The sequence below is a fragment of the Nostoc sp. DedQUE05 genome (genome assembly GCF_034530955.1).
In the GTDB taxonomy this organism is placed as follows: Bacteria; Cyanobacteriota; Cyanobacteriia; order Cyanobacteriales; family Nostocaceae; genus Nostoc.
Genome location: NZ_JAVRCB010000033.1, coordinates 1 through 23,040, shown reverse-complemented (window position 1 = coordinate 23,040; position 23,040 = coordinate 1). Strand labels below are relative to the sequence as shown.

Genomic DNA, 23,040 nt, shown 5'->3' with positions numbered 1-23,040 from the left:
GTTATTATACACATTTTAGGGCAGTCAGAATCCTTAAAGGGTGCGCAAGTATAGCACCCTTTAATATGTAGTATTTACTACTTTTTAATTCCTACCAAACACACTGCTAAGGGCACGCGCCATATTTTGCGGCTGCATTGCATCCATTGCGGCGGTGGGTTCGTAGCCACAATGAACCATACAATCGGCACATTTAGGATTACCACTCTTCTGGCCGTATTGACTCCAGTCAGTTTGTGCGAGTAGTTCCTTAAAGGTAGAGTAATAACCTTCGTTTAGCAGATAGCAAGGTTTTTGCCAACCGAGAACGCTATAACTAGGGCTACCCCAAGGCGTGCATTCGTAGTCCTTCTCGCCAGTGAGAAAATCTAGGAACAACGGATTGTGATTGAAGTTCCAATTTTTTTCACCACTTTTGTAAGGAGCCAGAATTTCTCGGAAGAGGGCGCGGGTTTGTTCGCGGTGGAGAAAATGATCTTGATCTGGTGCCCACTCGTAACTGTAACCGGGAGAAATCATCATCCCGTCAGTATTTAGTGTTTCCAGAAAGTTGAAAAACTCTTGCATATCTTTAGGTTCAGTACCTTCAAAGATAGTGGTGTTAGTTGTAACACGAAAGCCTTTAGCTTTAGCGGCGCGAATGGCTTTAACAGCAATATCAAAAACACCTTTACGATCGACACAGCGATCGTGCAATTCCCGCATTCCATCTAAATGTACGCTGAAAGTGAGGTAAGGAGAAGGTTGAAACTTATCCAGGCTCTTTTCTAACAACAAACCATTGGTACACAAGTAAATATATTTCTTGCGCTCAATTAATCCCTGGACAATCTCATCAATCTGGGGGTGCAGCAGAGGTTCTCCGCCAGGAATGGAGACAACTGGTGCGCCACACTCTTCCACAGCCGCAAAACACTGTTCTGGGGTGAGATTTTGCTTTAAAATTTCCTTTGGATGTTGGATTTTACCACAACCAGTACAAGCGAGATTACAGCGAAAAAGAGGTTCTAACATCAACACTAAGGGGAAGCGTTTGCGTCCTTTCAAACGCTGAGTAACAAGATACTTCCCAATATCCATAGCTTGTTGTAGATTAACTGCCATTGTTGCGATCGCTCCTCTTTTAAAGATAAATGCACCACTTTCTCAACCCCAAGATTTATCTGTGGGGTCTTCAGTTTTGAATGCGTGAATTTTGAATTTTGAATTTCCCAGAGGGGTTGACATATCCTTGAGCAACAAACCAATCCACAGCATCTTTGAGTGCGGCGTTTAGCGAAGATTGGGGTAGACCCAACTCTCGTACAGCCTTGGAAGCATTGTAATACATAGGTTGTTTCGCCATCCGAACGCCATCTAATGGTACTGAGGGCGATTTACCCAATGGTGCGAGAATTTTTTCATCAACCCAGGCAACACTCAGGGGCAACCAAGCGGGTACTGTTTGTTGAGGTGCGCTCAGACCTGTGATATCGGCGAGTTGTTCGAGTAGTTGCTTGAGACTGAGGTTTTGATGACCTAAGATATAGCGATCGCCAGATTTACCCCTTTGCAAAGCCAGTAAATGCCCCCATGCCACATCCCGCACGTCGATAAAATTTAGACCAGTATCCAAGTAAAAGGGCATTTGCCGTCGTAAAAACCGCAAGATTATATCACCCGTCGGGGTAGGTTTGATATCCAACGAGCCAATCGGACTGCTGGGATTGACAATAACTACTTCCTGACCTGTAGCAACGGCTTGCATCGCTTCTTGTTCAGCCAAAAACTTAGACTTTTTATAGTCACCCACCAACTTTTCTAAGGGACTCTGATGTGTTTCATCCACAACTTCCCCTGACGATCCTACCCCAATCGCTGCCACTGAACTGGTGTAGACGGTGCGCTCAATATTAGCTTTGCGAGCTGCTGCCAACACATTGCGCGTACCCAGGACATTGTAACGGTGGAGTAATTCTCGCTCTGTCTGCCAGAGGGAATAATGAGCTGCTACATGAAATAGATATTGACAACCTCCCATCTGTTGCCAGAGATTTGGATCGTTCAAATCGCCTTTGACAATTTCCACATCCAAACCGCGTAGATTCTCCAAATTGCTGGTTGAGCGTACCAGTGCTTTGACGGCATATCCTTCTTGTAGGAGCAACCGTACCAAATGAGCGCCAATAAAACCCGTCCCCCCCGTGACAAAAACCTGCATCAACTTGCCCCCTGCTCCTCTGCTTTGCTGCTCCCCCTCTTCTTAAACCGGGGAAACCAATCATCCAAAATGGTGTAGACTACTGGCACAACAATCAAACTGAGAATAGTTGAAGTTACTAGTCCACCTGCGATCGCTACAGCCATCGGCGATCGCAATTCGGAACCAGCACCCAAACCCAAAGCGATCGGCAGCATCCCTAAAATAGTGGAGGCCGTGGTCATCATAATTGGTCTGAGGCGCACTAGTCCGGTGTTGAGAATCGCCTCTGTACGGTTTAAGCCAGCATTGCGTAACTGGTTGATATAATCTACAAGCAAAATCGCATTTTTATTTGCCAGCCCCAGCAAAAAGACGAAACCGATCAATGAGATCATACCAAAGTCGCTCTTGGTAATTAGTAGCGCCAACATCGCCCCCACTAGTGCTAAAGGCAAAGAGACACCAATAACTAAAGGGTCTACCCAGCTTTTGAATAGTAAAATTAGTACCACAACAATACATAGGGCAGATAGAGCTAAAGTACTGCCGAAACTGCTAAAAACCTTATTTTGGTTAGCAGAGTCTCCTCCTAAATTTAGAGAAACATTAGAGGGTAACACCGCGTTTGCTTCAGCTACCACTTTGTCAGTGGCATCACCCAAAGACAGATCCTTGCCAAGATTAGCACTGATGTAGGCCACCCGCTGATTATTCAGACGCTCGATCTGAAAAACTGTGCCTTGTGGATTTGTTTCACCTGTAACTGTGACATCAACGAATCCCGGTAGCCTTTGAATTCTTTCTTTAATTGCTTTGACTGCTTTGCTCAAAGCTTGGAGATTATCACCTTGTAATGCTATTTGCAGGGGTTTTTGACCGCCGGAATCGACAAATTGAATATCTTCAACACTAGTAGTTACCCCAGAAAGAACAGGTAAGGAGGAGCGCAACTGGTCTTGTAATTCCGCAGTTGTAATTGTGCGATTTTCCTTTAACTTTACATATAGTGTCCCTTTATTTGGTTCACCCTCACGAGAACCAACGGTGGTAAATACTGTTTCAACTGCTGGTGATTTTCTGACTACATTTTCTAATTTCTTCGCAACCTCAAGAGAATCATTTAAAGGATTGGGGATTGGGGATTGGGGGCTGGGGATTGGGGACTGGGGATTGGGGACTGGGGATTGGGGACTGGGATTTATCCCTTGTTCCCCTGCCCCTCTGCCCCCCTGCTCCCCTGCCCCCCGGTCACTGAGCGTAGCCGAAGTGCTGCTCCCCTGCCCCTCTCCTCCACTAGGAATACTCGGCAAAGGAGCCGTATAAGCAATATTAAATTCGCCGCGATCGAGTTTGGGAATAAATCCTTTGGGAATTAGTGGAATCAGTGCTATACCTGCGATGAAACTGAGTGCAGCTAACCCGATAACTATCTTGCGGTGATTTAAAGACCAACTGAGCAAATTTCTGTAAGATTGGGTAAACGCCACCCAGATTTTTGCTTCTCGACGTGGAGAGAGTGAGGATTTAGGTTTGAGCCAGTAGATAGCCAGAACTGGAGATAAAGTCCGAGCAACTAACATAGAAGCAAGCATCGCCGCGGATACAGTGATGCCAAAAGGCTTGAAGAACTGACCAATTACCCCACCCATTAAACCTATGGGTAGAAAAACTGCTACTGCTGTTAAAGTGGCGGCGGTAACTGTCAACCCAATCTCATTTGTAGCTAAAAGCGCTGCTTGGCGAGGAGTTTCCCCATCGTCAACGTGTCGCATGATGTTTTCCACATCCACGATCGCATCATCAACAATGCTACCAATCACCAAAGCTAAAGCCAGCAGGGTGATTGTTTCCAGGTTAAAGCCGAAAATCGCCATGACGATAAATGTAGCCAGCAAAGACGTGGGAATCGCTAAGGCAGAGATCAGAGTTGCCCGCCAATTCCATAAAAAAGGAAAAATTACCACTATTGACAACAAGACTGCTTCCAGCAAAGCATCGATTGTTGACTGGGTAGCTTGGCGGATATATTCTGCTTGGGTGGCAGCTAAGGTGAGTTTGACATCTTTGAGGGTACGTAGCCTTTGAACTTCTTTCTCAACCCGACTCACTACTTCCAAAGTATTAGCATTACCGCGTTTGATTACCTGAAATGCGAGTGCATCTTGACCGTTAAACCGGACTAATGTCGCCCCACCTTGGGGGACTGTTGCATTCGCATTCGCTGGATTTATCGGAGGAGTTGCCGTCGCAGCGCCTAGTAGTGAGACTTTTAATACTCCTGGTAATTTAGCGATCGCACTGACAATCTCATCTTGCGCCAACTTCGTCAAATCTTTGAGATTCCGTGTAGGACTCTCTATGGCATAACTAATGGCGGCTGACTCGTTTAGATTCAGGGGAATAATTTTAGAAGTCGCTCCTTGAGGTAAAGTTAGCTGCTTTAGGGCAGTTTCAACCTTTTTGGTCGATGTTTCTAAATTTGTCCCAACCGCAAAAGAAAGGGCAACAGCTGTTTGACTAGGATAGGTTGATGAGCGGATATTCTCCAGTCCTTCTAGGGAGCGGAGGCGTTCTTCTAGGGGTTTAGTGAGCTTCGCTTCTGTATCCAGGGCAGTTGTCAGAGTAGCTGTAGCATTTACAACCACCACTGGAAAGGTAATATCTGGAAACAAGGCATACTTAAGGGAACTGAAAGCTAGAACTCCAGCTACCGTTACGGCAATCCAAAAACTCACCGTCAGCCACGAAAATTGAATCGCCAATTTGGAAATATTGAAGAGTTCTCGTGCGGATTTGGAGTTATGAAGCTTTACCATCTTTGAAAATTATCGTGTGGATGACACAATTATTTAGTCATGCTACAGCAATCATCTTCGGTTTGCGAATTTTGGTTACTACTAAACGGTAATATTACTTATTGTCACAAAGAAGAATCGCGCCACGCCCGTCTACTTCAAACATTAATTGACCGTTAAAACTTGAAACTATCGAGACTAGTGCCTAATCTTTTGCCCATTAACACAATTTTGGTGCCTCAAGGAGCAGAATATAAAGCTGTGTGTCGCGGATTAAGCGGCATTACTGCCCCCATCCCAAAAGTAGTACCCATACCTGTTGGGATGAAACCTTTACTCAAATACCTGCAACAAGGACAATTTCTGACTCCAAAATCCAGAGTGCTGATTATGGGTATATGTGGCAGCTTGAGCGATCGCTATACAGTTGGCGATCTTGTGCTGTATCAAAATTGTATTTATCAGGGGAAACAGCAAGAATGCGATCGCACTTTCACAGCACAATTGCACTCTTATTTATCAGAAAAAGCCTTATTAGTCAAGTCACTGACAAGCGATCGCGTGATTTGGTCTGCTGCCGAAAAACATCATTTGGGTAAGACTTTGGCGGCTGATGTTGTTGATATGGAAGGATTTACCGCTTTAGAATTTTTCAATGCGGCTGAGGTGTCTGTGGCAATGCTGCGAGTAGTCAGCGACGATTGTCAGCATAATATCCCCGATCTCACACCAGCAATTAACTCTGATGGCTCTCTAAACCCTTTTCCGTTAGCGATCGCCATGCTTCGACAACCTTTTGCCGCTACTCGGTTGATTCGAGGTTCATTAACAGCATTAAAAGTATTAGAGCAAGTTACAAATCGGCTCTTTTCAGGCTCTAGCAATAAATAATCTGTTGCGTCTTTACAGCAATTTTTAGATAAATAACCATGCCGTAAGGGCACAGCAAAGCTGTGCCCTTACAAAATATAGCAATCCAAAATCATTTGTGAAAATATCTTTTTACTCTCTTTGCATTTTCTGTGTCTCTGCCATTAGTTATAAAAAATAATTTTTTACTAACAAAATCGAATTTATATATTTTTTATTATTACCTCACCGGAAGAAAAACTAATAAAAATAAAAATGATGTGCGTATTTATTGTGAAATTGTTGACGGATAAGTTTTACATAAACTTTATGGTTAAACATATAAATAGAAACCTAGATTGGGAAGCATAATATATAACCTTATCAGGGTTGGGTTCCATGAGAGCTAATCGCACTGAATTGTAAATCAAAAAGACCTTTTGCCAAAATAGCGCGGAACTAATTTACCAACTATCAAACAGAATTTATGCAGCTCAATCACAAGCTCAATCTATACTCGTTTCTAGATAGTTTTCCATTACTCAAAAAAAGTTACACCGCTAAAATCATGTTGGTGGCATTTTTGGGTACTCACATACCACTTTTAAGCTTACTCTTGAGTTTCGTTATCTCAAACTCCTATTCCTTGGAGATGGCGATTCGAGTTATGCTTATTGCTCTGTTGGCTACTTTAGCGGGTACAGCCGCCACTCTCTACGCACTACACCACCTGCTCAAACCAGTTATTTTGACATCTGCGGCATTGCAAAATTATCTAAACACCAAAACCTTACCTGAATTGCCCACAGATTTTGCTGATGAAGCCGGTACATTGATGGCGGATACTTCACAAACTCTTTACAAATTAGATGAATTAATTCATTACATCAGTAATTATGACGATCTAACTGGATTGCCCAATCGCGATTTATTTCGCGATCGCCTCCATCAGACTCTATCTCAACCTGAAAATAACCAGCGCTTTGTAGCGGTCTTTTTACTGGGTATTGATGATTTCACTGCTATGAGTCATGGTTTGGAGCATGAAACAACAAATTTGTTGTTAAGAGCAGTCGCTCAGAGGTTATCACTCTGTATGACACAAACAGATATTCTTGCCCATTTGAGTGGAGATGAATTTGCCATTGCCCGCATAGACATTGTTTCTTTTGAAAGTGTGATTAAGCTATCTCAGATGCTGTTAAGTACCCTGAGCAAACCCTTTTCTATACAGGGTAATTTGATTCATATCACCGTCAGCATCGGCATCACAATTAATGGCATAAATGAGCGTAATAGCGTAGATCAACTTTTGCAACAGGCTCATATCGCACTGTACCAGGCGAAGCAACAAGGGCGTAGCAAATACCAATTCTATTCCCCGGAGATTAATGCTCAGTTGCAGGAGCGAATAACTTTAGAAAATGAATTACGTGGAGCGCTTGAGCGCAATGAAATGCTGGTTTATTATCAACCTCTGATTGATTTACACAGCGGACAAATTACAGCTATGGAAGCGTTGGTTCGCTGGCAGCATCCTACATTAGGTTTGGTTTCTCCAACAAAGTTTATTCCCATTGCTGAAGCCAATGGTTTGATCCTACCAATTGGTGAATGGGTCTTGCGAACTGCTTGTGCCCAAAACCGTGCTTGGCAACTTGCTGGATTTAACCCAATTCGGATGTCTGTAAATCTGTCAGCCCGACAGTTTGAACTACCGAATCTGGTTGAGATCGTCAGTCAAATTCTTGAGGAAACTGGACTCCAAGTATCTTATCTGGAATTGGAAGTGACAGAAAGCTTCTTGATGGGTGATATGGAGCGATCGGTTAAAACCTTAAAACAATTACGAGAACTGGGTATATGCTTGGCTCTAGATGACTTCGGTACTGGTTATTCCTCCCTCAACTACTTGAAGCGCTTTCCCGTGAATATGCTCAAGATCGATCGGTCATTTGTACAGGATGTCACATCTAATCCTGATAGTGCTGCCGTCACGAATGCGATTATTGCCCTAGCAAAAAGCCTGCGGTTGAACATCACAGCAGAGGGTGTGGAAACCCAAGAACAGCTTGACTACCTGAAAATGCAAGGATGTGATGAAGGTCAGGGTTACTACTTCAGTTGTCCTGTGCCCGCCGATATAATTACCCCGATGTTACAGAAAGTTTCTCAGCAGATGGAGAAAATTTCAGCATAAGTGGATGCCTAAGCCAGAAAATACACCCCTGATAACGTATCACTTGAATTTTGCTAGACATGGTTATCAGGGGGCAGGTTAAGGAGCAGCTATGCTGAAGGAATCCCCATAAATAAATTTAGACTTCCACATGAGCCTCAGCCGAACGGCAATTTAAGAAGGAAGCTGTATTTCTTGTATCCAGTTAATAAAATACATATTTTTTTATTTTTCATAAATAAATTTAGTTGCTCTCAGGCCATTTTGCCTCCAGAGAAAATTCTTTTCTAAAACCTCCTGCCTCCTGCCCCCTGCCTTTCTCCAGTGACATAAGCAGAGAAATCCAGGATTAATGAGGCCAATAAAAGGTTATTTATTTTGAAACTGTGGAAAGCTTTGCAACCATCTGAGTTCGAGATGAAACTTCAAGTTTGCGAAACATCCTTTTTAAGGCTTGCTTGACAGAGTTTTCAGTAATCCAAAGTTCAGCACTAATTTCTGCATTGGTTTGTCCTTGAGCCACCAAGTCAGCAATTTGCATTTCACGAGGCGTTAAACGCTCTGTCTGTAATATTAGTGGATATTGCCGCGCCATTGCCACCCAAGTAGAAAGATGCAAACAAAGCGCACTCAAATCTGTAAGATTTTGTGAATCAAATGCAGGCATTCCTTGCTGACGAGTAAAACCTACCACGCCTACTAACTGACCATTGCTGACAATTGGCCCTCCCATAACGTGCCAGTGATCGGCACGAGGACAAATCAACCTCCACGTCTTAGGTTCTACTACTAAAGCTTCATGAACAGGGGCATGATGTTCTAGCAAGTAGCGTGCAACTGGGTTGTGTTGGGGTGATAATGCGGTTTCCACTGCTTTTTGGAGCTTGCTGTTAGCTAGAGGAATTTGAGCAAAGAAAAACAGCCCACATCGTGTAGCTGAAAAATATTCACTCATTTCGGTGCGTATGTGCGATCGCAATGTCTCTTCATCTTTAGCTTGAGCAATTGCATGAAACAGAGTTTGTAAGGCAATCATGATTGGCAAATTGTACCCTTTCGAGGTCTAGGCGCAGTATAGCAACCAGACTTATCTTAGCTTTAGTCATTTGTCATTTGTCATTAGTTTTTTTGGGCACTCTCTTGCGAGGTATGTACCAAAAAATTCTTTATCAATGACTAATGACCAATGACTAATTTATTTGCTTTTTTTGGGATTACTTAACCATGACTCTAAATCCTGGGATTGATGATACACAGATATCCGGGCGCTGGATTCAAATTAGTTTTTTTATCGCAGTAGTGTTTTTTAATCTCTGTTTAGCAATCCAAGTATTCAGTGTTGGACTGGCTTACTTTTACAACTCTGATTGGTGGAACCTACATATCTGGCTCGTGCGAGGATATAGCGGACTCTCGCTAATTTTGTTGATATGGGTGTTTCTGATGCCGTTTCCTTCAAGAGTCCAGAACCTTACTGCAAGTATTCCAGTGTTGTTGGGACTACAATTTCTCACAATTCACTTGAAGACTTCTTTTCCTTTAGCAGTCTTCCATCCACTTATCGGCTTTTCTTTATTCTCTATTTCTACAACCCTAGTTCATCGGACATTTCGCATTGTATTTCCTAACCACAACCAAGACTAAATCCTTAACTTTCAATTCTTTAAGGATAGATTTCATAGCAACTTTCATCAGGAGATTGATTCATGACTTACTCACAAAAACATATTATTGGTTTAGTACTTTATCCTGGCATGACAGCACTTGATATTGTGGGGCCCCAGACAGTTTTTAATTCGCTTCCTGGTGTCCAGATCCACCGCATCTGGAAAGCTTTAGACCCAATCAAAACCGATGACGGAATGATAATTTTGCCCGATACCACCTTTGAAAATTGCCCACCTTTAGACGCAATCTGCGTCGGCGGCGGTTTAGGACAGAGTGCAGTAGTAAACGATCCAGAAGTGCTTGAGTTTTTCCACAAACAGGGGAGCACGGCAAAGTTCATCACCTCTGTGTGCGGCGGGTCTGAGTTTTTAGCGAAGGCAGGACTACTACAAGGCTATCGAGCGGCGACTCACTGGATGATGCGCGAACAACTCGCAACGTTGGGCGTTGAGGTCGGAACGGAGCGAGTTGTGATTGACCGAAATCGTATAACTGGTGGGGGGGTTACGGCAGGCATTGATTTTGGTCTAACGATCGCTGAAGTCCTTTGTGGTGAAGAAGCCGCCAAGATTGCTCAACTATTAATGGAGTACGATCCAGCTCCTCCATTCGATGTCGGTTCGCCCGAAAAAGCGGGGGCTGAGTTAGTCAATAAAGCAATGTTATATGCTACGGGGACATTGGGTTTAAACGTAAAATAGGCAGTCTGACATGACCACAAATTCGGAAATTGAACGTGTTCCCACACGTTGGATACAAATCCGTTTTTATACGACTTAAACTGTCTTTAACCTCTGCTTGATTGCTCAGTTATTAACGATTGGGGTTGCCTAGTTCAACGATCCTGCCTGGTGGACTATTCATTAGACCTCTTGCAAAAGTCCCTAACACCCCACCCCCAACCCCTCCCCGCTCTTCGGGAGGGGAGACAAAGCGTAGCTTTGGCGGGGTGGGGTTCTTTCTTATTTTTGATTTATGCAAGAGGACTATTCATGTTTGGCTCGTGCGAGAGTACAGTGGACTGTCCTTTTTATTACTAGGAGGGTTGTTGAGCGCCCCATTTCAGACAGAAGTTCTGGGTATAAAGCAGCATTCGTACAAAAAAATGTATCGAAATGTGCTATCGACGCGATCCAACGTTTCTCCTGCTTCCTGAATTTGGATGCTCTCAATATTCCCAATAACCGCACCTTTACCGACGGACACCACTACCGCCATCAAGATTAAAATCTCTTAACCTTTCGTTACAATAAATACATCGAGAAGGATGAAAGCAAACCTCTCGAAGCTGAAATCAAAGGTGAACGACATGAATGGCACAATTCGCGTTGGTAATCTCTTCGGAATTCCCTTCTATATCCATCCATCATGGTTTTTAGTTCTGGGTTTAGTAACTTGGAGTTATAGCAGTGGACTGGCGGCACAATTTCCCCAATTGTCTGCGGGATTAGCTTTGGTACTAGGATTGATGACAGCGCTGATGTTATTTGCCTCTGTCGTCGCCCATGAATTAGGCCACAGTTTTGTTGCGATTCGCCAGGGAATTGATGTCAAATCCATCACGCTGTTTATATTTGGCGGTTTGGCTAGCTTAGAAAAAGAGTCGAAAACTCCAGGTGAAGCTTTCTGGGTAGCGATCGCCGGGCCAATGGTAAGCTTACTACTATGCGGTATCGTTACAGCTATTGGTGTTACGACTGCTGCATCAGGGCCGTTAGCTGCAATTCTTGGTGTTCTCGCTTCGGTTAACTTAGCATTAGCACTGTTTAACTTGATTCCTGGCTTGCCCTTAGATGGCGGAAATATACTGAAAGCCATAGTTTGGAAAATTACAGGTAATCCTTATAAAGGTGTCACCTTTGCTAGTCGAGTCGGGCAAATCTTTGGTTGGGTAGCAATTCTTTCCGGTGTACTTCCCCTACTATTATTTGGCAACTCCGGTAACTTCTGGAACTTGTTAATTGGCTTCTTCTTGTTGCAAAATGCTGGTAATTCGGCTCAATTTGCCAGAGTCCAAGAAAAACTCACAGGTTTGACAGCCGAAGATGCTGTAACTCATGACAGCCCGATTGTATCTGCTAATCTTAGCTTAAGAGAGTTTGCCGATGAGCGAGTCATAAGTGGGCAAAACTGGCATCGGTTCTTAGTGACTGATGATGATGGACAATTAGTAGGTGCGATCGCAGTTGATAATTTAAGAACCATCCCCACAGCACTGTGGTCAGAAACTCAAGTTAAAGAAGTCATGCGACCAATTACCGAATCTACCACAGTCCAATCAGATCAACCTCTGCTGGAAGTCATGCAGTTACTCGAACAACAAAAACTATCTGTACTTCCCGTGATTCGTGAGAATGGCGTCCTAGTTGGAATCTTAGAAAAAGCTGCAATTATCCAGCTACTTCAAAGCCGAACCCAACCTAACCCTGCATAAAGACGCAATTCATCGCGTCTATCAAAAAACGCTAAACCCTTGTAGAGACGCGACAAATCGCGTCTCTATATTTTTATCGCCCAAATTTTTGATTGCGTGAAAAAACCCCATACAATTGAAAGAACCTTCTTGAGCGTTGCCTCTTATCTGTCCCCGTAAATAAGTTCAAAAATCAAATCGGATTGTTATGTAGCACTCCTATTTAATTTTTGAACAAAACTTAGTATATATCTATTCCCTATTCCCTGTATTTCTGTTCCAAGGATTTTTACAAGAGATCAGGTATATCCCTAGCAATGATAGACCCAACACTGACGCAGGTTCGGGTATAGTTTTGATTTTGGCATAAATAGCTGTTGTAGTTGTAGCTTCTTCAAGAGCCTTAATACTTATCTGGCGACCTTCTAGATTAAAACCGATTAACTCAAGGGTATATTTATTACTTCCAAAGGTGAAACTGCGATTACTCAAATTTGTGTCTAAAAATACCAAGTCTGCACTATTCTCAGGATCTTTTGGGTCGTTAAGTGTATTTACTAAACGCAAGTTGAAGTCAAAAACTTGGCTGGTTCCCACAGGTGGGCTGAAAGATAGATTGAGATTTAAAGGTACAAATCCAACGCTTGAATCAGTGCGTACCTTACCATTAAAGTAAGTTAAATCAGCTATTTTGAATACAGAGTTAATGTCCGCAGAAAATGAAGTTCCATTAGAGGTTAGTTTATTTGGAAGTCCTGGCGGCAAATTAGCTTGACCCCAGGTAAATGTGTTACTTCCCACACCTGTATATATGGGATTAGTATCATTGATTCCTGGAGTTGGATTTCCCCATGTCGCACTAGAGATGCCAGAAAAAGTTAGAGCTTGTGCTTGACCAGAGAAACTAAATCCTGTGGCCGAACTCACAAAAAAACTAGATATAGCAGTAGCGAAAACAAAACTTAGTTTCATAATTCTAGGTTTAAACGTTCATTCTGGAGCTTCTTTCAAGTAGGTATTCAGTCTACCTTAGTAAATTTACGGAAAATACGCCAATGTCTTCTTGTATTTTTTATAAAATATTTATGTGTATTTCAAAATAATTTAATGAATAATTTATATTTATGAAGTTAATATTATGACTAGTGAAAATATATTTCACTAGTTTGTAATTAGTAAAACAGTAAACCGATTGCAAAATTTCCCTAACACGCTACCTCTGAGCAAGAGTGGAGACTTTAAGGTAAGTCAAAGGCGGATTAGGGTTCTTTTTTGATTTATGCAAGAAGTCTAGTAATTACGTAGGCAATTACGTAGACGTAGCCCGTCGTAAACATCGCTACCTTACTTGACTTACCAATAAATTGTCAAGTTGATATGAAGTTACAGTTTTTTGACATTCTCCGCACTATGGAGAGCAATGGGATTCATAATTTTGACAAAATCTCTGGTAACAACTGGCTAGGAACTTTAGATAAAGCTAGATTTTGTCCCTGTATCCCTAACTCATTATGAAAAGCACGAATAGTTTTCACCACATAAGCAAAGGTTGTTTGATAAGCCTCTGGTTGTTTACTTAATCCGTTTAAGGCTTGCAAATGGTTATCTAATGCTACTTCTAAGTGTTGAGAGCGTGTTGCTTTGTCAACATTAAAAGACTTATCTATTGCTAGCTGATAATGTGCTAGTCCCAGGTTATTGTGAGAGGCAAGCAAATCAAAACTTAAAGAAGTACCGCTAAGTGAGTGAGCCAAAGCTATAGCTTCTTCGTAAGCGCTGATACATAGTTGCAGATATTTTTGCCGTGCCTCTTTAGTAGTTTCAGATAGGTTTGCTAAATGCCAGTAAGCAGTACCCAGATTATTTTGTGTAGCGGCGCAGGCACTGGGAACATTAGCTGGAGTGCGATACTTGAGAGCTTCGCTATAAACATCTATGGCTAGCTGGAGATTTTGGGCAGGTTGTTCGTATTGTGCCAGATTCCAAAACGCAGTACCGATATTGTTTTGAATCATGCCATACTTGAGCGGTTCCTCTTTTGGGTTGTAGTGTGCAAGTGCTTCATTGTAAGCTGCGATCGCTTTCTTTAAATGCACAATCGGTTGGTTGTATTGCCCTAAATGCCAGTAAGCAGTACCCAAATTATTTTGGCAAGCTGCATACTTTAATGAATCCATTTCAGCTGTACGGTAGCTGAGTGCTTCACTGTAAGCCAAAATTGCTTGCTGCCAATTTTCCGATGGGTGAGAGAAACGAGCTAAATCACCATAGGCTGTCCCCAAATTATTTTGTACGCGAGCGTAAGTTTCCAAATGTGTCTGAGGCGAAATTATCTTTAACGCCAACTGATAAAATTCTATTGCCTGCTCTATATAAGTTTGTCCCTCTTCAGAATTGGGTGGTGTGCGGTATAGCATCCAGTAGAGTGTACCCAAATCATTCAAGATATCTGGGAGTTGCGGTGAGCTTTCGTCATAGCTAATTGCCTCTTGATAGGCAATAATTGCCACCATCAGGTTTTCTAGAGTTGCCTCTCCTTGCTCAATCCGAAGACGGTATAAAGTACCCAAGCGATGATAAGCCTCTGCCAGTATCTCCTCTGAAACAAGATTTTCGTGTAATTCTTCAATCTCCAACAAAATCTGCTGTGGTTGTAAAGAATTCTCAGCATTTTGAGCAATACTTGTATTAATTGTTGCTGTTACTAGCTCCCTTAACTCACTGCTAATATAAGATAAAGATGACAGCGATTGATTATTACTCCCACTACCAGACCGATTTGTAGATTCCTGTTGTTGTGGCGTAGCCTTCAATAAATCCGCTGTTGATGATGGAACTTCCTCAGTTTTGTGTACGCGATTTTCTTGTATCTCTACTGGGAAATCAGAATTATTATCAAACTTGAACTCGGTAGTTGCGGTTCTGAGTTCTGCTTGGTTAGCTGATTCATCTAGAATCGACTGCTCAATATTGCCTAAATCCAAGCTTCCAGAACGTGAAAAACGTTCTGGATAGGCCAAATTCTGAGTTGCTGGTGTGGGTTCTCCAGCAAAGACAAATACGCCAGTACGACAACGCCAAAACTGTGGTGCTGATTGCTTAATAGCCGCTAACCAAGGACGTGGTATCCACAAAAGCAAATTAGATTCTAGAAATCGGCTGGATTCTTGTGTAGAGAAATATTGTTCGCTTAAGCGGAGATAGTGCAAAAATAAACGCTGTGTTGCAACTGGTTGCTTCGTAAGATGTTCCACGCCGACAATCTGAAATGCTGGTACTGGAAAAGGTCTTCCAGGAGTATCTTTTGATGCCTCAACAATTGGCGGTGGGTAATTAGTCAACCATTGATTAATCTGAATTATGGGATTGGGATCGTTTAAATTCAAACGCAACGTGACTAATCGCGGATAAGCTGGAGTGCTATTTTCCTGAGCATTTGATGATTGATATAGCACCTGTCCAACAGGATAAGCCAATGTAGAATGCAAACGGGCTGCTACTTGATTTCTTAAGTATAAATCATCACAAACTGCCAAAAGAATTTGTCGTCGTAAGCCAAGACTTAAGGCAAGTTTCAGGCGGTGGTATACTTGCCGATTCCAAGTAGAATTATTGTTGTGTGCAGTATCATTCACGCTCATAGCGGCTAAAAAGCCAAAACATAGTACATATCACCTTTCTGGGTGCATTCAAGTGGACTAAATTCATAATAAAAATGATTTTTAATAAGTAGATGTTGTGCTGCTGTGGATATATTGAGCCTTCAATTATAGTAGGAACAATAAAGTATAATTATATACTTTCATTCCTAGTTCGATTTTAACAAAAAATAAAAAAGCAGGCCCCTCTTAAAATCGGAACCTGAAAAACTATAAAAAAGATGAAGTTTTCTTAAAATGTTTTACGATCAACTGCTCTTAGAAACAAAGAAGGCGACTAGAATCAAGCCGGCAACCAAAGCTGTAGCGGCAATTCCTAGTATGATATAAGTTCGCTTTTGCCCTTCCGTGAGAGGTTCTGCTTGATAAACCTTTGGTTCCCGGGCAAAATTATTCAGAAGACCGCCTTCTTCATTGGTATAGGGCATGAATGAATTCCTTTATCTTTATCGTTAATTTAATGTTACATAAATGCTAAATCTGGTCTTAAACTGCTAGATAAATCGTTACATTGGGGATTGGGGATTGGGGATTGGGGATTGGGGATTGGGCATTGGGCATTGAGAAGAGACAACGTAGATAGGGAAGAGGGGGAGATAAGGGAGAGACTTGTAATAATTCACCCTTGTCCCCTTTGTCCCCCATGCCCCATGCCCCATGCCCCATGCCCTATTGCCTAACTAGTAATCGTCCCAGTTAGAGGTGAACTAGGACTGGCGTAATCTTTAATAGGCATTCTGCCAGCAAGGTATGCTAGACGACCGGCGACTGTTGCTAAATTCATCGCACGAGCCATTGCTGCTGGTTTTGGAGAAAGAGCGATCGCACTATTAATCAACAAGGCATCTGCTCCCAATTCCATTGCCTGAGCGGCTTCTGAGGGTGAACCAATACCAGCATCTACCACCACTGGCACACCTGCATTTTCGATGATTATTTGGATATTGGCAGTTGTTTTCAGTCCTTGTCCAGAACCAATTGGTGATGCCAAAGGCATGACTGTAGCACAGCCTACCTCTTCTAAACGCTTGGCTAACATAGGATCGGCGTTGATATAGGGCAATACTGCAAAGCCTTCTTTAACTAGTTGTTCTGCTGCTTGCAGCGTCCCAATTGGGTCTGGGAGTAAATACTTAAGGTCGGGTATTACTTCTAACTTTATAAAGTTATTATCTTCTTGCCCCAGCAATTTCGCCATTTCTCGCCCTAAACGCGCCACCCGAATCGCCTCTTCAGCAGTTTGACAACCTGCGGTATTGGGTAACATCCAGATTTTCGTCCAATCCAAGGCTTCAGCTAAACCTTCATGTCCAGGAGCCTTGGTTTGTACCCGTCGTACTGCTACGGTGACAATTTGGCAATCGCTGGCGGCGACGCTTTGCTGCATTTCCTCAATGCTGCGATACTTACCAGTTCCCGTCATCAAGCGGGATTGGAAGGTTTTGCCAGCGATAATCAATGGGGAATCGGTAGAGACGCGATTAATCGCATCCGTGGGGAGTGGGGATATAGCAGAGTGATGTCCGTTAGAGAAATTGGCAGAGTGAGTCAGCATTGGGGTGGAGGTAGATGACTTGGACTGGAAGCGCGAATAGTGAAAATCAGTAAGTAGGGGGTCAGATTTTTGTTCTAAGATGAAATCGGCAATCAAAGCGGCGGTTACGGGCGCAAGTAGAATTCCGTTGCGGTAATGACCCGTAGCAAAGGTTAAATTTTGACAGTGGCTAGTGCCCAGGATGGGTAATTCGTCAGGGGTGGTTGGGCGAAATCCCCACCAAAATTCCTGGATGGGATAATGCTTTAATTGGGGATACAGCCGGATGGCAGCTTGTAGTAATTTTTGAATACCTTCTGGGGTGTTGTTGGGCATAAAGCCAACGTCTTCACTGGTTGCGCCAATAACCAGGCGATCGCGTCTTGGTACGATGTAAATATCCTGCCCGAACAAAACCCGCTTCAAGGGCAATTCCGGCGAAACTTCTGGTATCCGCACACTCAGCATTTGTCCTTTTCTGGGTAGCACGGGTAGCGGTAACAATTCATTTGACCAAGCACCTGAAGCTAAAACATAGTGCGCGGCGCGAATTATTCCAGCATTGGTTTGCACGCCAACCACTTGTCCTTGCTGCTGTAAAAATCCTTCTACCGTAATACCATCTTTGAGTTCAACACCAACAGACTCAGCCGCCGTCCGCAATACATGAGCTAGAGCTTGATTATCAACTTGGGCGTCTTCAGGATACCACCAGCCACCAACTACCTCGGCTCCCAATCCTGGCTGATATTGATGAATTGCCTCCTTGTTTAACCAGTAACAGGGGGATGAGGGAGATGAGGAGGAAAGACTTTCCCCTCTGCTCCTCTGCTCCCCTGCTCCCTGGTCACTGAGCGTAGCCGAAGTGCTGCCCCCCTGCCCCCCTGCCTCTTCAAAGACGGGTGCAAGGATACCACAGGCACGATAGCCAGTATTTAAACCTGTCAGTTCTTCTAATTTGCGCGTCCAGTCGGGATATAAGGCACGCGATCGCCAACATAAAGAACGCATTGCTTCATTAGCGATGTTTTCCGCATCTGGTGCCAACATCCCGGCGGCGGCGTGGGTAGCGGCAGCCTGAAAGTCACGACAAAGCACGGTGACGTTTGTCCCGCGCAATTTTAGTTCAATGGCGATCGCTAAACCAATAACGCCGCCACCAATAATTACAGTCTCACTAATCATTAGTCATTAGTCATTAGTCATCTGTCATTAGCCATTTATCATTAGTACATAACTAATAACTCATAACTCATAACTCATAACTTATAACTTATAACTTGTAACTAAAGACGGGTCTGAAGAAGGATCTGCTCGTTACCACAAGGCGCGGATTGGTTCGTTGCTTTGATTTGTATCGCTGGATGGTGTGCTTGTTCCTGAAGAATCTGTATTATTCTCTGTTGTAGTGTCAGCAGGTGATGTTGAGTCATCGCCAGAATTCTGGGCAACGTTACTCCTGTTGTCAGGTCTTGGGGCTACAATAGAGCGCCTGTTTTGGTTGGTTTCAGTTGTTTCGTTTCCTTCTGTTGCAGTTTCTTCATTTTTGCTGCCAGCGCTGCTATTAACATTGATATTAGCTGGCAGGACTTCTGATTTCTTGTCACTAGGAGCGTTAGCAGTTTGTACGCCCATCGGAAAGTTGATGCCCAGTAATGTACCAAGCAGAATGGCTAAACCTCCAGCCATTAAAATTAAGGGTGTCCATCTACCCATCTTGTCTTAACTCCTTTTTAACCTTTTGGTGTCCACACTATTCGAGAACCTTGTCCCCAAAATCCATCAAACTTTGTCACTTTCACATCGCCTAAAACCTGAGTTTGACAGGCTAAACGTAAGTCTGTTGTAGGAGAATGGGGAGGAAGCGAACGCCGTGTTCGATCGCGCCAGTTCGCTGCTGAGACTTTGCCCTCTACCTTAACCGCGCAGGTACCACAACTGCCAATGCCCCGACAGTTTATTACCTTAGCACCGTCATTGTAGAGGTTAATACCATTTTGCAGCAAAATCTTGCGCAGATTGCTTCCATGCTCGCAATCAATTGTTTTACCTTCAGCTATTACTTTAGGCATTTTTAAATTGCCAAACTGGCTTTTTGTTGTATATTGACACATTGCCTCGAAAGTTGTCTCGTCGGTCCCAGTTTTATGACCACAAATTCTTCACCTCAACTTTGGCTCTATGACACTACATTACGGGATGGCACTCAGCGCGAAGGGCTATCTGTATCGATAGAAGATAAGTTACGCATTGCCCGTAGACTCGATCAACTGGGAATTCCTTTTATTGAAGGTGGTTGGCCTGGTGCCAATCCCAAGGATGTACAATTTTTCTGGCAACTCCAAGAAGATCCGCTTAAACAGGCTGAAATTGTCGCTTTTTGCTCGACTCGACGCCCCAACTCCACTGCCGCCACCGAACCGATGCTACAGGATATTTTGGCGGCGGGAACTCGCTGGGTAACGATTTTTGGCAAGTCTTGGGATTTACACGTGACAACAGGACTCAAGACGACATTAGAAGAAAATTTGGCGATGATTCGCGACACCATTGAGTACCTCCGTTCTCAAGGGCGTCGCATTATCTACGATGCCGAACATTGGTTTGATGGCTATAAGCACAATCGAGATTATGCTTTACAGACATTAGAAGCTGCGATCGCCTCTGGTGCGGAATGGCTAGTCCTCTGTGATACCAATGGCGGCACTTTACCCCACGAAATTAGCCAAATTGTTCAAGATGTCATTAGTCATTTGTCATTGGTCATTTGTCAAGAACCAATGACCAAGGACAAAGGACAAAGGACAATTCCTCAAATTGGAATTCATACTCACAACGATTCGGAAATGGCGGTTGCTAACGCAATAGCTGCCGTGATGGCAGGGGCAAAGATGGTACAGGGCACAATTAATGGTTACGGTGAACGTTGCGGTAATGCTAACCTCTGCTCGTTAATTCCCAATTTACAACTGAAGGCGGGTTACAGTTGTATCACAGAAGACCAGCTTACACAACTTACAGAAGCTAGTCGTTTTGTGAGTGAGGTGGTCAACCTTGCGCCAGATGAACACGCTCCCTTTGTGGGACGTTCGGCTTTTGCCCATAAGGGCGGTATTCATGTATCAGCAGTGGAACGTAATCCCCTAACTTACGAACACATTCAGCCGGAACAAGTCGGGAATCGTCGGCGCATTGTGATTTCGGAACAGTCTGGACTGAGCAATGTTTTAGCCAAAGCCCGCAGTTTTGGGATTGAATTGGATCAACAAAAAGCAGAGGCTAGAGAAATTCTCCAGCGCCTCAAAGATTTGGAGAGTGAAGGATTTCAATTTGAAGCAGCAGAGGCCAGTTTTGTGCTGTTGATGCACGAAGCTTTGGGAGGCCGCCAGAAGTTTTTTGAAGTCAAAGGTTTTCAAGTCCACTGTGACTTGATTGAGGGGAAAGAAACTAGCAATGCCCTAGCTACAGTCAAAGTCGCTGTTGACGGCAAAAATATTTTGGAGGCGGCGGAAGGTAACGGGCCTGTTGCAGCTTTGGATGCAGCTTTACGCAAGGCTTTGGTGAACTTTTATCCTCAGATTGCAACTTTTGATTTGACAGATTACAAAGTGCGAATTCTCAACGGACATACGGGCACTGCGGCGAAAACTCGTGTGTTGGTAGAATCAGGCAATGGTCGTCAACGCTGGACAACGGTAGGGGTTTCTACCAATATTTTGGCGGCTTCCTATCAAGCAGTGGTGGAGGGCTTGGAATACGGTTTGTTGTTACATTCCCAAGCAGAAGCAGCTTTAAAAGCTTCTAGTTGACAAAAGGGATATGTAGTGTAATTAGAGTTTGCGTTTTTTGATCAAAAGGAGAAGCGATCGCCAAAGTGCGATCGCTTCTCACGATCTATTAAAAATTTTTCTGCTTATATAGCGAAAAAGCCATTGTGAAAAGTAGCTCTACCAATTGCGCCATCCACCTTTGGGTGCAACTTCATTATTAGACTTCAGTCCGTGACTGTGCAACAGAGTTTGATATTCGGTGCTGCTTGCCCAACGGTCAATTTCTCGCGCCCGCAGTACTGGCACTGGATGGCTTAATTGGGCTGTGCGAGCAGCTTTGACCATTTCACCCAGTTCTGTCTTACTAATATCATCGTAAGCGCGGGCTTGGGCAACAAAGGCATCGAGATTCAGTTGGGGCGCTAAGGTGGGAGAACCACCAGCCAACTTCATCAACACGGACATAACCACTTTCGGGTCTTGAGTTGCTAGTAATGCGGCGCGATCGCAGGTAAACTCAGCACAACGTACCCATTCCAAAAGTTGCGCCTGTATAGCTTGAGCCACGAAGGTTCCGACATTGGGCACAATCGCCGCAGCTAATATTAATAAATTTACAGGTGTCAAGTAAACGCTATGGTCACACTTGAGATGCCCTAACTCGTGGGCGATTACTGCTTGTATTTCCTCTGGTGTCAGGATATCAATCAGGGAAGTGTGTACCACCACAAAAGGCTGCTTACCGCGCACAGCAAAAGTATAGGCGTTAGGAGCCGGATGTTGCCGAACGTACAACTGGGGAGGATCGATATCCAGGATTTTACAGGCATCTAACAATAGCTTGTATAAATCGGGTAGTTGCTTTTCACCCACCAAAATGCTAGAGGCAATATTTTCTACATAAAAAACCTGCTCTGCCATTGGCCCGAGCCAATTTCGCACCAACATATCTATGCCTGGTATTTGCTTGAGCGCTCTGGTAGCTTCCAGGTCTAATGGATGACGAAATGAGTCAGCTTTTAAACCAATCAGCGGGGTTTTGAAGAAAGACATAGTGCAACAAGCTATAAAAAACACAACTATGGAATCTGGCTGGATAGATAAACAGCCTCCCACAGTTAGTATAACGATTTCAGTTAGGGGTTTCGTTTCTTGCATATTCGTAACCTTTGGTATCACTGCTCATGTCACCCCTTTGCTGCATACGCCTACCAAGCAAACCCTCTCCTTTAGTGTCCGTTGCAGTTAATCTTGATTGGACACACTAATTCACGCTTGGAGAATTGAATGCGCTTTGATTTTTGTACTTTAACTTTATGTGTTCTCGCACTAGCGGCAACAAGTGGACACGCCTCTGAGTCTGCCAACATCCCAGCACTGGTGATGACTAGCCCAAATTCAGCTTTTGCCAACTACGAAGATAAATGCAGCAACGGCGGCAACCTTGACAACGTAAATCGCGAGAAGTTTCTTAAACTTATGCTTGCCGATCAAAAATCAAAGCTATCTCAACTGAAAGTAGCTCTTCTCAATGAAATTAAACAAAGTGGTGATGAGCCACGAGGCGAGGGTGTCCGTATTGGTGAATGGAATCAAACCTTCCATGACCGGAGTGGTTGTGGCACAAACACTAACAGTTACTCAGCATTTGTTGTCACCGTGACTGGTGGAAATGCAAACCATACGGTCGTGAAATCCCTGGTAACAATTGATGACGACGATAACGCAGGCAAAAGAACCCTCAAGATCCGCGACATTCGCCCAATCAAACTACGAAATGATAATTGACCAAGCCACTTCTTTTCGCTTCCTAGTTCCAAGTCTCTGAAATCTAGAAGCTTCAAAGTCTTGTTGTACCGTGAGAAAACTAAGTACAGAATTTCATTAATTTATAGCGAATTCATGAAAGGCAATACTGTGCAATGCCAATGCGTTCGCTTGTATTGTGAATGCGGCCGCGGCCTTGTTAATACATCGGCTTGTATTGTGAA

The 23,040-nt window shown here is 43.6% G+C and carries 18 protein-coding genes; 7 read left to right on the top strand and 11 right to left on the bottom strand.

Translation table 11 applies throughout. From position 1 onward, the window contains the following. Positions 1 to 84: 84 nt before the first annotated feature. The 3 genes from hpnH to RMZ42_RS22880 all read right to left on the bottom strand — a co-directional run bounded on the left by hpnH (position 85) and on the right by RMZ42_RS22880 (position 4,998). Positions 85 to 1,104 (bottom strand): adenosyl-hopene transferase HpnH, encoded by a 1,020-nt coding sequence (hpnH, locus tag RMZ42_RS22890; RefSeq protein ID WP_322673568.1) that lies wholly within the window; start codon positions 1,102 to 1,104, stop codon positions 85 to 87. A 70-nt stretch (positions 1,105 to 1,174) separates the two neighbouring features. Further along, positions 1,175 to 2,200: a hopanoid-associated sugar epimerase gene (hpnA, locus tag RMZ42_RS22885; RefSeq protein WP_322673567.1), complete on the bottom strand. Its 1,026-nt coding sequence runs from the start codon at positions 2,198 to 2,200 to the stop codon at positions 1,175 to 1,177. After that, positions 2,200 to 4,998, bottom strand: a complete 2,799-nt coding sequence (locus RMZ42_RS22880; protein ID WP_322673566.1) for an efflux RND transporter permease subunit — start codon at positions 4,996 to 4,998, stop codon at positions 2,200 to 2,202. Before RMZ42_RS22880 ends, hpnA begins: the two co-directional genes overlap by 1 nt. A 180-nt stretch (positions 4,999 to 5,178) precedes the next feature. Between RMZ42_RS22880 and RMZ42_RS22875 the strand changes: the two genes are divergently transcribed. Together RMZ42_RS22875 and RMZ42_RS22870 are read left to right on the top strand one after the other, a co-directional pair. Continuing rightward, complete coding sequence (locus RMZ42_RS22875; protein ID WP_322673565.1) at positions 5,179 to 5,868, top strand: phosphorylase; 690 nt, start codon at positions 5,179 to 5,181, stop codon at positions 5,866 to 5,868. A 445-nt stretch (positions 5,869 to 6,313) separates the two neighbouring features. Next, positions 6,314 to 8,026 (top strand): bifunctional diguanylate cyclase/phosphodiesterase, encoded by a 1,713-nt coding sequence (locus tag RMZ42_RS22870; RefSeq protein WP_322673564.1) that lies wholly within the window; start codon positions 6,314 to 6,316, stop codon positions 8,024 to 8,026. Positions 8,027 to 8,378: 352 nt separating this feature from the next. Here RMZ42_RS22870 and RMZ42_RS22865 read toward each other — a convergent pair whose 3' ends face one another. Further along, positions 8,379 to 9,041 (bottom strand): LuxR C-terminal-related transcriptional regulator, encoded by a 663-nt coding sequence (locus RMZ42_RS22865; RefSeq protein WP_322673563.1) that lies wholly within the window; start codon positions 9,039 to 9,041, stop codon positions 8,379 to 8,381. 188 nt (positions 9,042 to 9,229) lie between these two features. Here RMZ42_RS22865 and RMZ42_RS22860 point away from each other — a divergent pair, with 188 nt between their 5' ends. From RMZ42_RS22860 to RMZ42_RS22850, 3 genes are all read left to right on the top strand, one after another. Next, on the top strand, positions 9,230 to 9,649 hold the full coding sequence (locus RMZ42_RS22860) for a DUF6220 domain-containing protein (RefSeq protein WP_322673562.1): 420 nt from the start codon (positions 9,230 to 9,232) through the stop codon (positions 9,647 to 9,649). A gap of 62 nt (positions 9,650 to 9,711) precedes the next feature. After that, a complete protein-coding gene (locus RMZ42_RS22855; RefSeq protein ID WP_322673561.1) occupies positions 9,712 to 10,374 on the top strand; it encodes a DJ-1/PfpI family protein in 663 nt (220 codons plus the stop codon). A 608-nt stretch (positions 10,375 to 10,982) separates the two neighbouring features. Further along, a complete protein-coding gene (locus tag RMZ42_RS22850; protein WP_322673630.1) occupies positions 10,983 to 12,107 on the top strand; it encodes a site-2 protease family protein in 1,125 nt (374 codons plus the stop codon). Positions 12,108 to 12,338: 231 nt separating this feature from the next. Here RMZ42_RS22850 and RMZ42_RS22845 read toward each other — a convergent pair whose 3' ends face one another. From RMZ42_RS22845 to RMZ42_RS22820, 6 genes are all read right to left on the bottom strand, one after another. Further along, complete coding sequence (locus tag RMZ42_RS22845; protein ID WP_322673560.1) at positions 12,339 to 13,058, bottom strand: choice-of-anchor K domain-containing protein; 720 nt, start codon at positions 13,056 to 13,058, stop codon at positions 12,339 to 12,341. Positions 13,059 to 13,513: 455 nt separating this feature from the next. Further along, positions 13,514 to 15,727 (bottom strand): tetratricopeptide repeat protein, encoded by a 2,214-nt coding sequence (locus RMZ42_RS22840; protein WP_322673559.1) that lies wholly within the window; start codon positions 15,725 to 15,727, stop codon positions 13,514 to 13,516. Positions 15,728 to 15,993: 266 nt separating this feature from the next. Continuing rightward, positions 15,994 to 16,173: a photosystem II assembly protein Psb34 gene (gene psb34, locus RMZ42_RS22835; RefSeq protein ID WP_322673558.1), complete on the bottom strand. Its 180-nt coding sequence runs from the start codon at positions 16,171 to 16,173 to the stop codon at positions 15,994 to 15,996. A 248-nt stretch (positions 16,174 to 16,421) separates the two neighbouring features. Beyond that, positions 16,422 to 18,464, bottom strand: a complete 2,043-nt coding sequence (gene thiO, locus RMZ42_RS22830; RefSeq protein ID WP_322673557.1) for a glycine oxidase ThiO — start codon at positions 18,462 to 18,464, stop codon at positions 16,422 to 16,424. A gap of 132 nt (positions 18,465 to 18,596) precedes the next feature. Next, on the bottom strand, positions 18,597 to 18,995 hold the full coding sequence (locus RMZ42_RS22825) for a hypothetical protein (protein ID WP_322673556.1): 399 nt from the start codon (positions 18,993 to 18,995) through the stop codon (positions 18,597 to 18,599). Between the two features lie 17 nt (positions 18,996 to 19,012). Continuing rightward, positions 19,013 to 19,351, bottom strand: coding sequence for a 2Fe-2S iron-sulfur cluster-binding protein (locus RMZ42_RS22820; RefSeq protein WP_289795169.1), 339 nt, complete (start codon positions 19,349 to 19,351; stop codon positions 19,013 to 19,015). A 75-nt stretch (positions 19,352 to 19,426) separates the two neighbouring features. On the opposite strand from RMZ42_RS22820, the gene cimA reads away from it, so the two are divergent. Beyond that, on the top strand, positions 19,427 to 21,088 hold the full coding sequence (gene cimA / locus RMZ42_RS22815; RefSeq protein ID WP_322673555.1) for a citramalate synthase: 1,662 nt from the start codon (positions 19,427 to 19,429) through the stop codon (positions 21,086 to 21,088). A gap of 138 nt (positions 21,089 to 21,226) precedes the next feature. On the opposite strand, the gene RMZ42_RS22810 is transcribed toward cimA, so the two are convergent. Continuing rightward, positions 21,227 to 22,102: a M48 family metallopeptidase gene (locus RMZ42_RS22810; protein ID WP_322673629.1), complete on the bottom strand. Its 876-nt coding sequence runs from the start codon at positions 22,100 to 22,102 to the stop codon at positions 21,227 to 21,229. Positions 22,103 to 22,336: 234 nt separating this feature from the next. Here RMZ42_RS22810 and RMZ42_RS22805 point away from each other — a divergent pair, with 234 nt between their 5' ends. Continuing rightward, positions 22,337 to 22,837: a hypothetical protein gene (locus RMZ42_RS22805; protein ID WP_322673554.1), complete on the top strand. Its 501-nt coding sequence runs from the start codon at positions 22,337 to 22,339 to the stop codon at positions 22,835 to 22,837. The last annotated feature ends 203 nt before the right edge of the window (positions 22,838 to 23,040 follow it).

Bases quoted from the DNA above. Each gene is read 5' to 3' on its own strand.
- hpnH (WP_322673568.1), bottom strand. From the start codon at position 1,104: ATGGCAGTTAATCTACAACAAGCTATGGATATTGGGAAGTATCTTGTT.
- hpnA (WP_322673567.1), bottom strand. From the start codon at position 2,200: ATGCAGGTTTTTGTCACGGGGGGGACGGGTTTTATTGGCGCTCATTTG.
- RMZ42_RS22880 (WP_322673566.1), bottom strand. From the start codon at position 4,998: ATGGTAAAGCTTCATAACTCCAAATCCGCACGAGAACTCTTCAATATT.
- RMZ42_RS22870 (WP_322673564.1), top strand. From the start codon at position 6,314: ATGCAGCTCAATCACAAGCTCAATCTATACTCGTTTCTAGATAGTTTT.
- RMZ42_RS22865 (WP_322673563.1), bottom strand. From the start codon at position 9,041: ATGATTGCCTTACAAACTCTGTTTCATGCAATTGCTCAAGCTAAAGAT.
- RMZ42_RS22860 (WP_322673562.1), top strand. From the start codon at position 9,230: ATGACTCTAAATCCTGGGATTGATGATACACAGATATCCGGGCGCTGG.
- RMZ42_RS22855 (WP_322673561.1), top strand. From the start codon at position 9,712: ATGACTTACTCACAAAAACATATTATTGGTTTAGTACTTTATCCTGGC.
- RMZ42_RS22850 (WP_322673630.1), top strand. From the start codon at position 10,983: ATGAATGGCACAATTCGCGTTGGTAATCTCTTCGGAATTCCCTTCTAT.
- RMZ42_RS22845 (WP_322673560.1), bottom strand. From the start codon at position 13,058: ATGAAACTAAGTTTTGTTTTCGCTACTGCTATATCTAGTTTTTTTGTG.
- RMZ42_RS22840 (WP_322673559.1), bottom strand. From the start codon at position 15,727: ATGAGCGTGAATGATACTGCACACAACAATAATTCTACTTGGAATCGG.
- psb34 (WP_322673558.1), bottom strand. From the start codon at position 16,173: ATGCCCTATACCAATGAAGAAGGCGGTCTTCTGAATAATTTTGCCCGG.
- thiO (WP_322673557.1), bottom strand. From the start codon at position 18,464: ATGATTAGTGAGACTGTAATTATTGGTGGCGGCGTTATTGGTTTAGCG.
- RMZ42_RS22825 (WP_322673556.1), bottom strand. From the start codon at position 18,995: ATGGGTAGATGGACACCCTTAATTTTAATGGCTGGAGGTTTAGCCATT.
- RMZ42_RS22820 (WP_289795169.1), bottom strand. From the start codon at position 19,351: ATGCCTAAAGTAATAGCTGAAGGTAAAACAATTGATTGCGAGCATGGA.
- cimA (WP_322673555.1), top strand. From the start codon at position 19,427: ATGACCACAAATTCTTCACCTCAACTTTGGCTCTATGACACTACATTA.
- RMZ42_RS22810 (WP_322673629.1), bottom strand. From the start codon at position 22,102: ATGTCTTTCTTCAAAACCCCGCTGATTGGTTTAAAAGCTGACTCATTT.
- RMZ42_RS22805 (WP_322673554.1), top strand. From the start codon at position 22,337: ATGCGCTTTGATTTTTGTACTTTAACTTTATGTGTTCTCGCACTAGCG.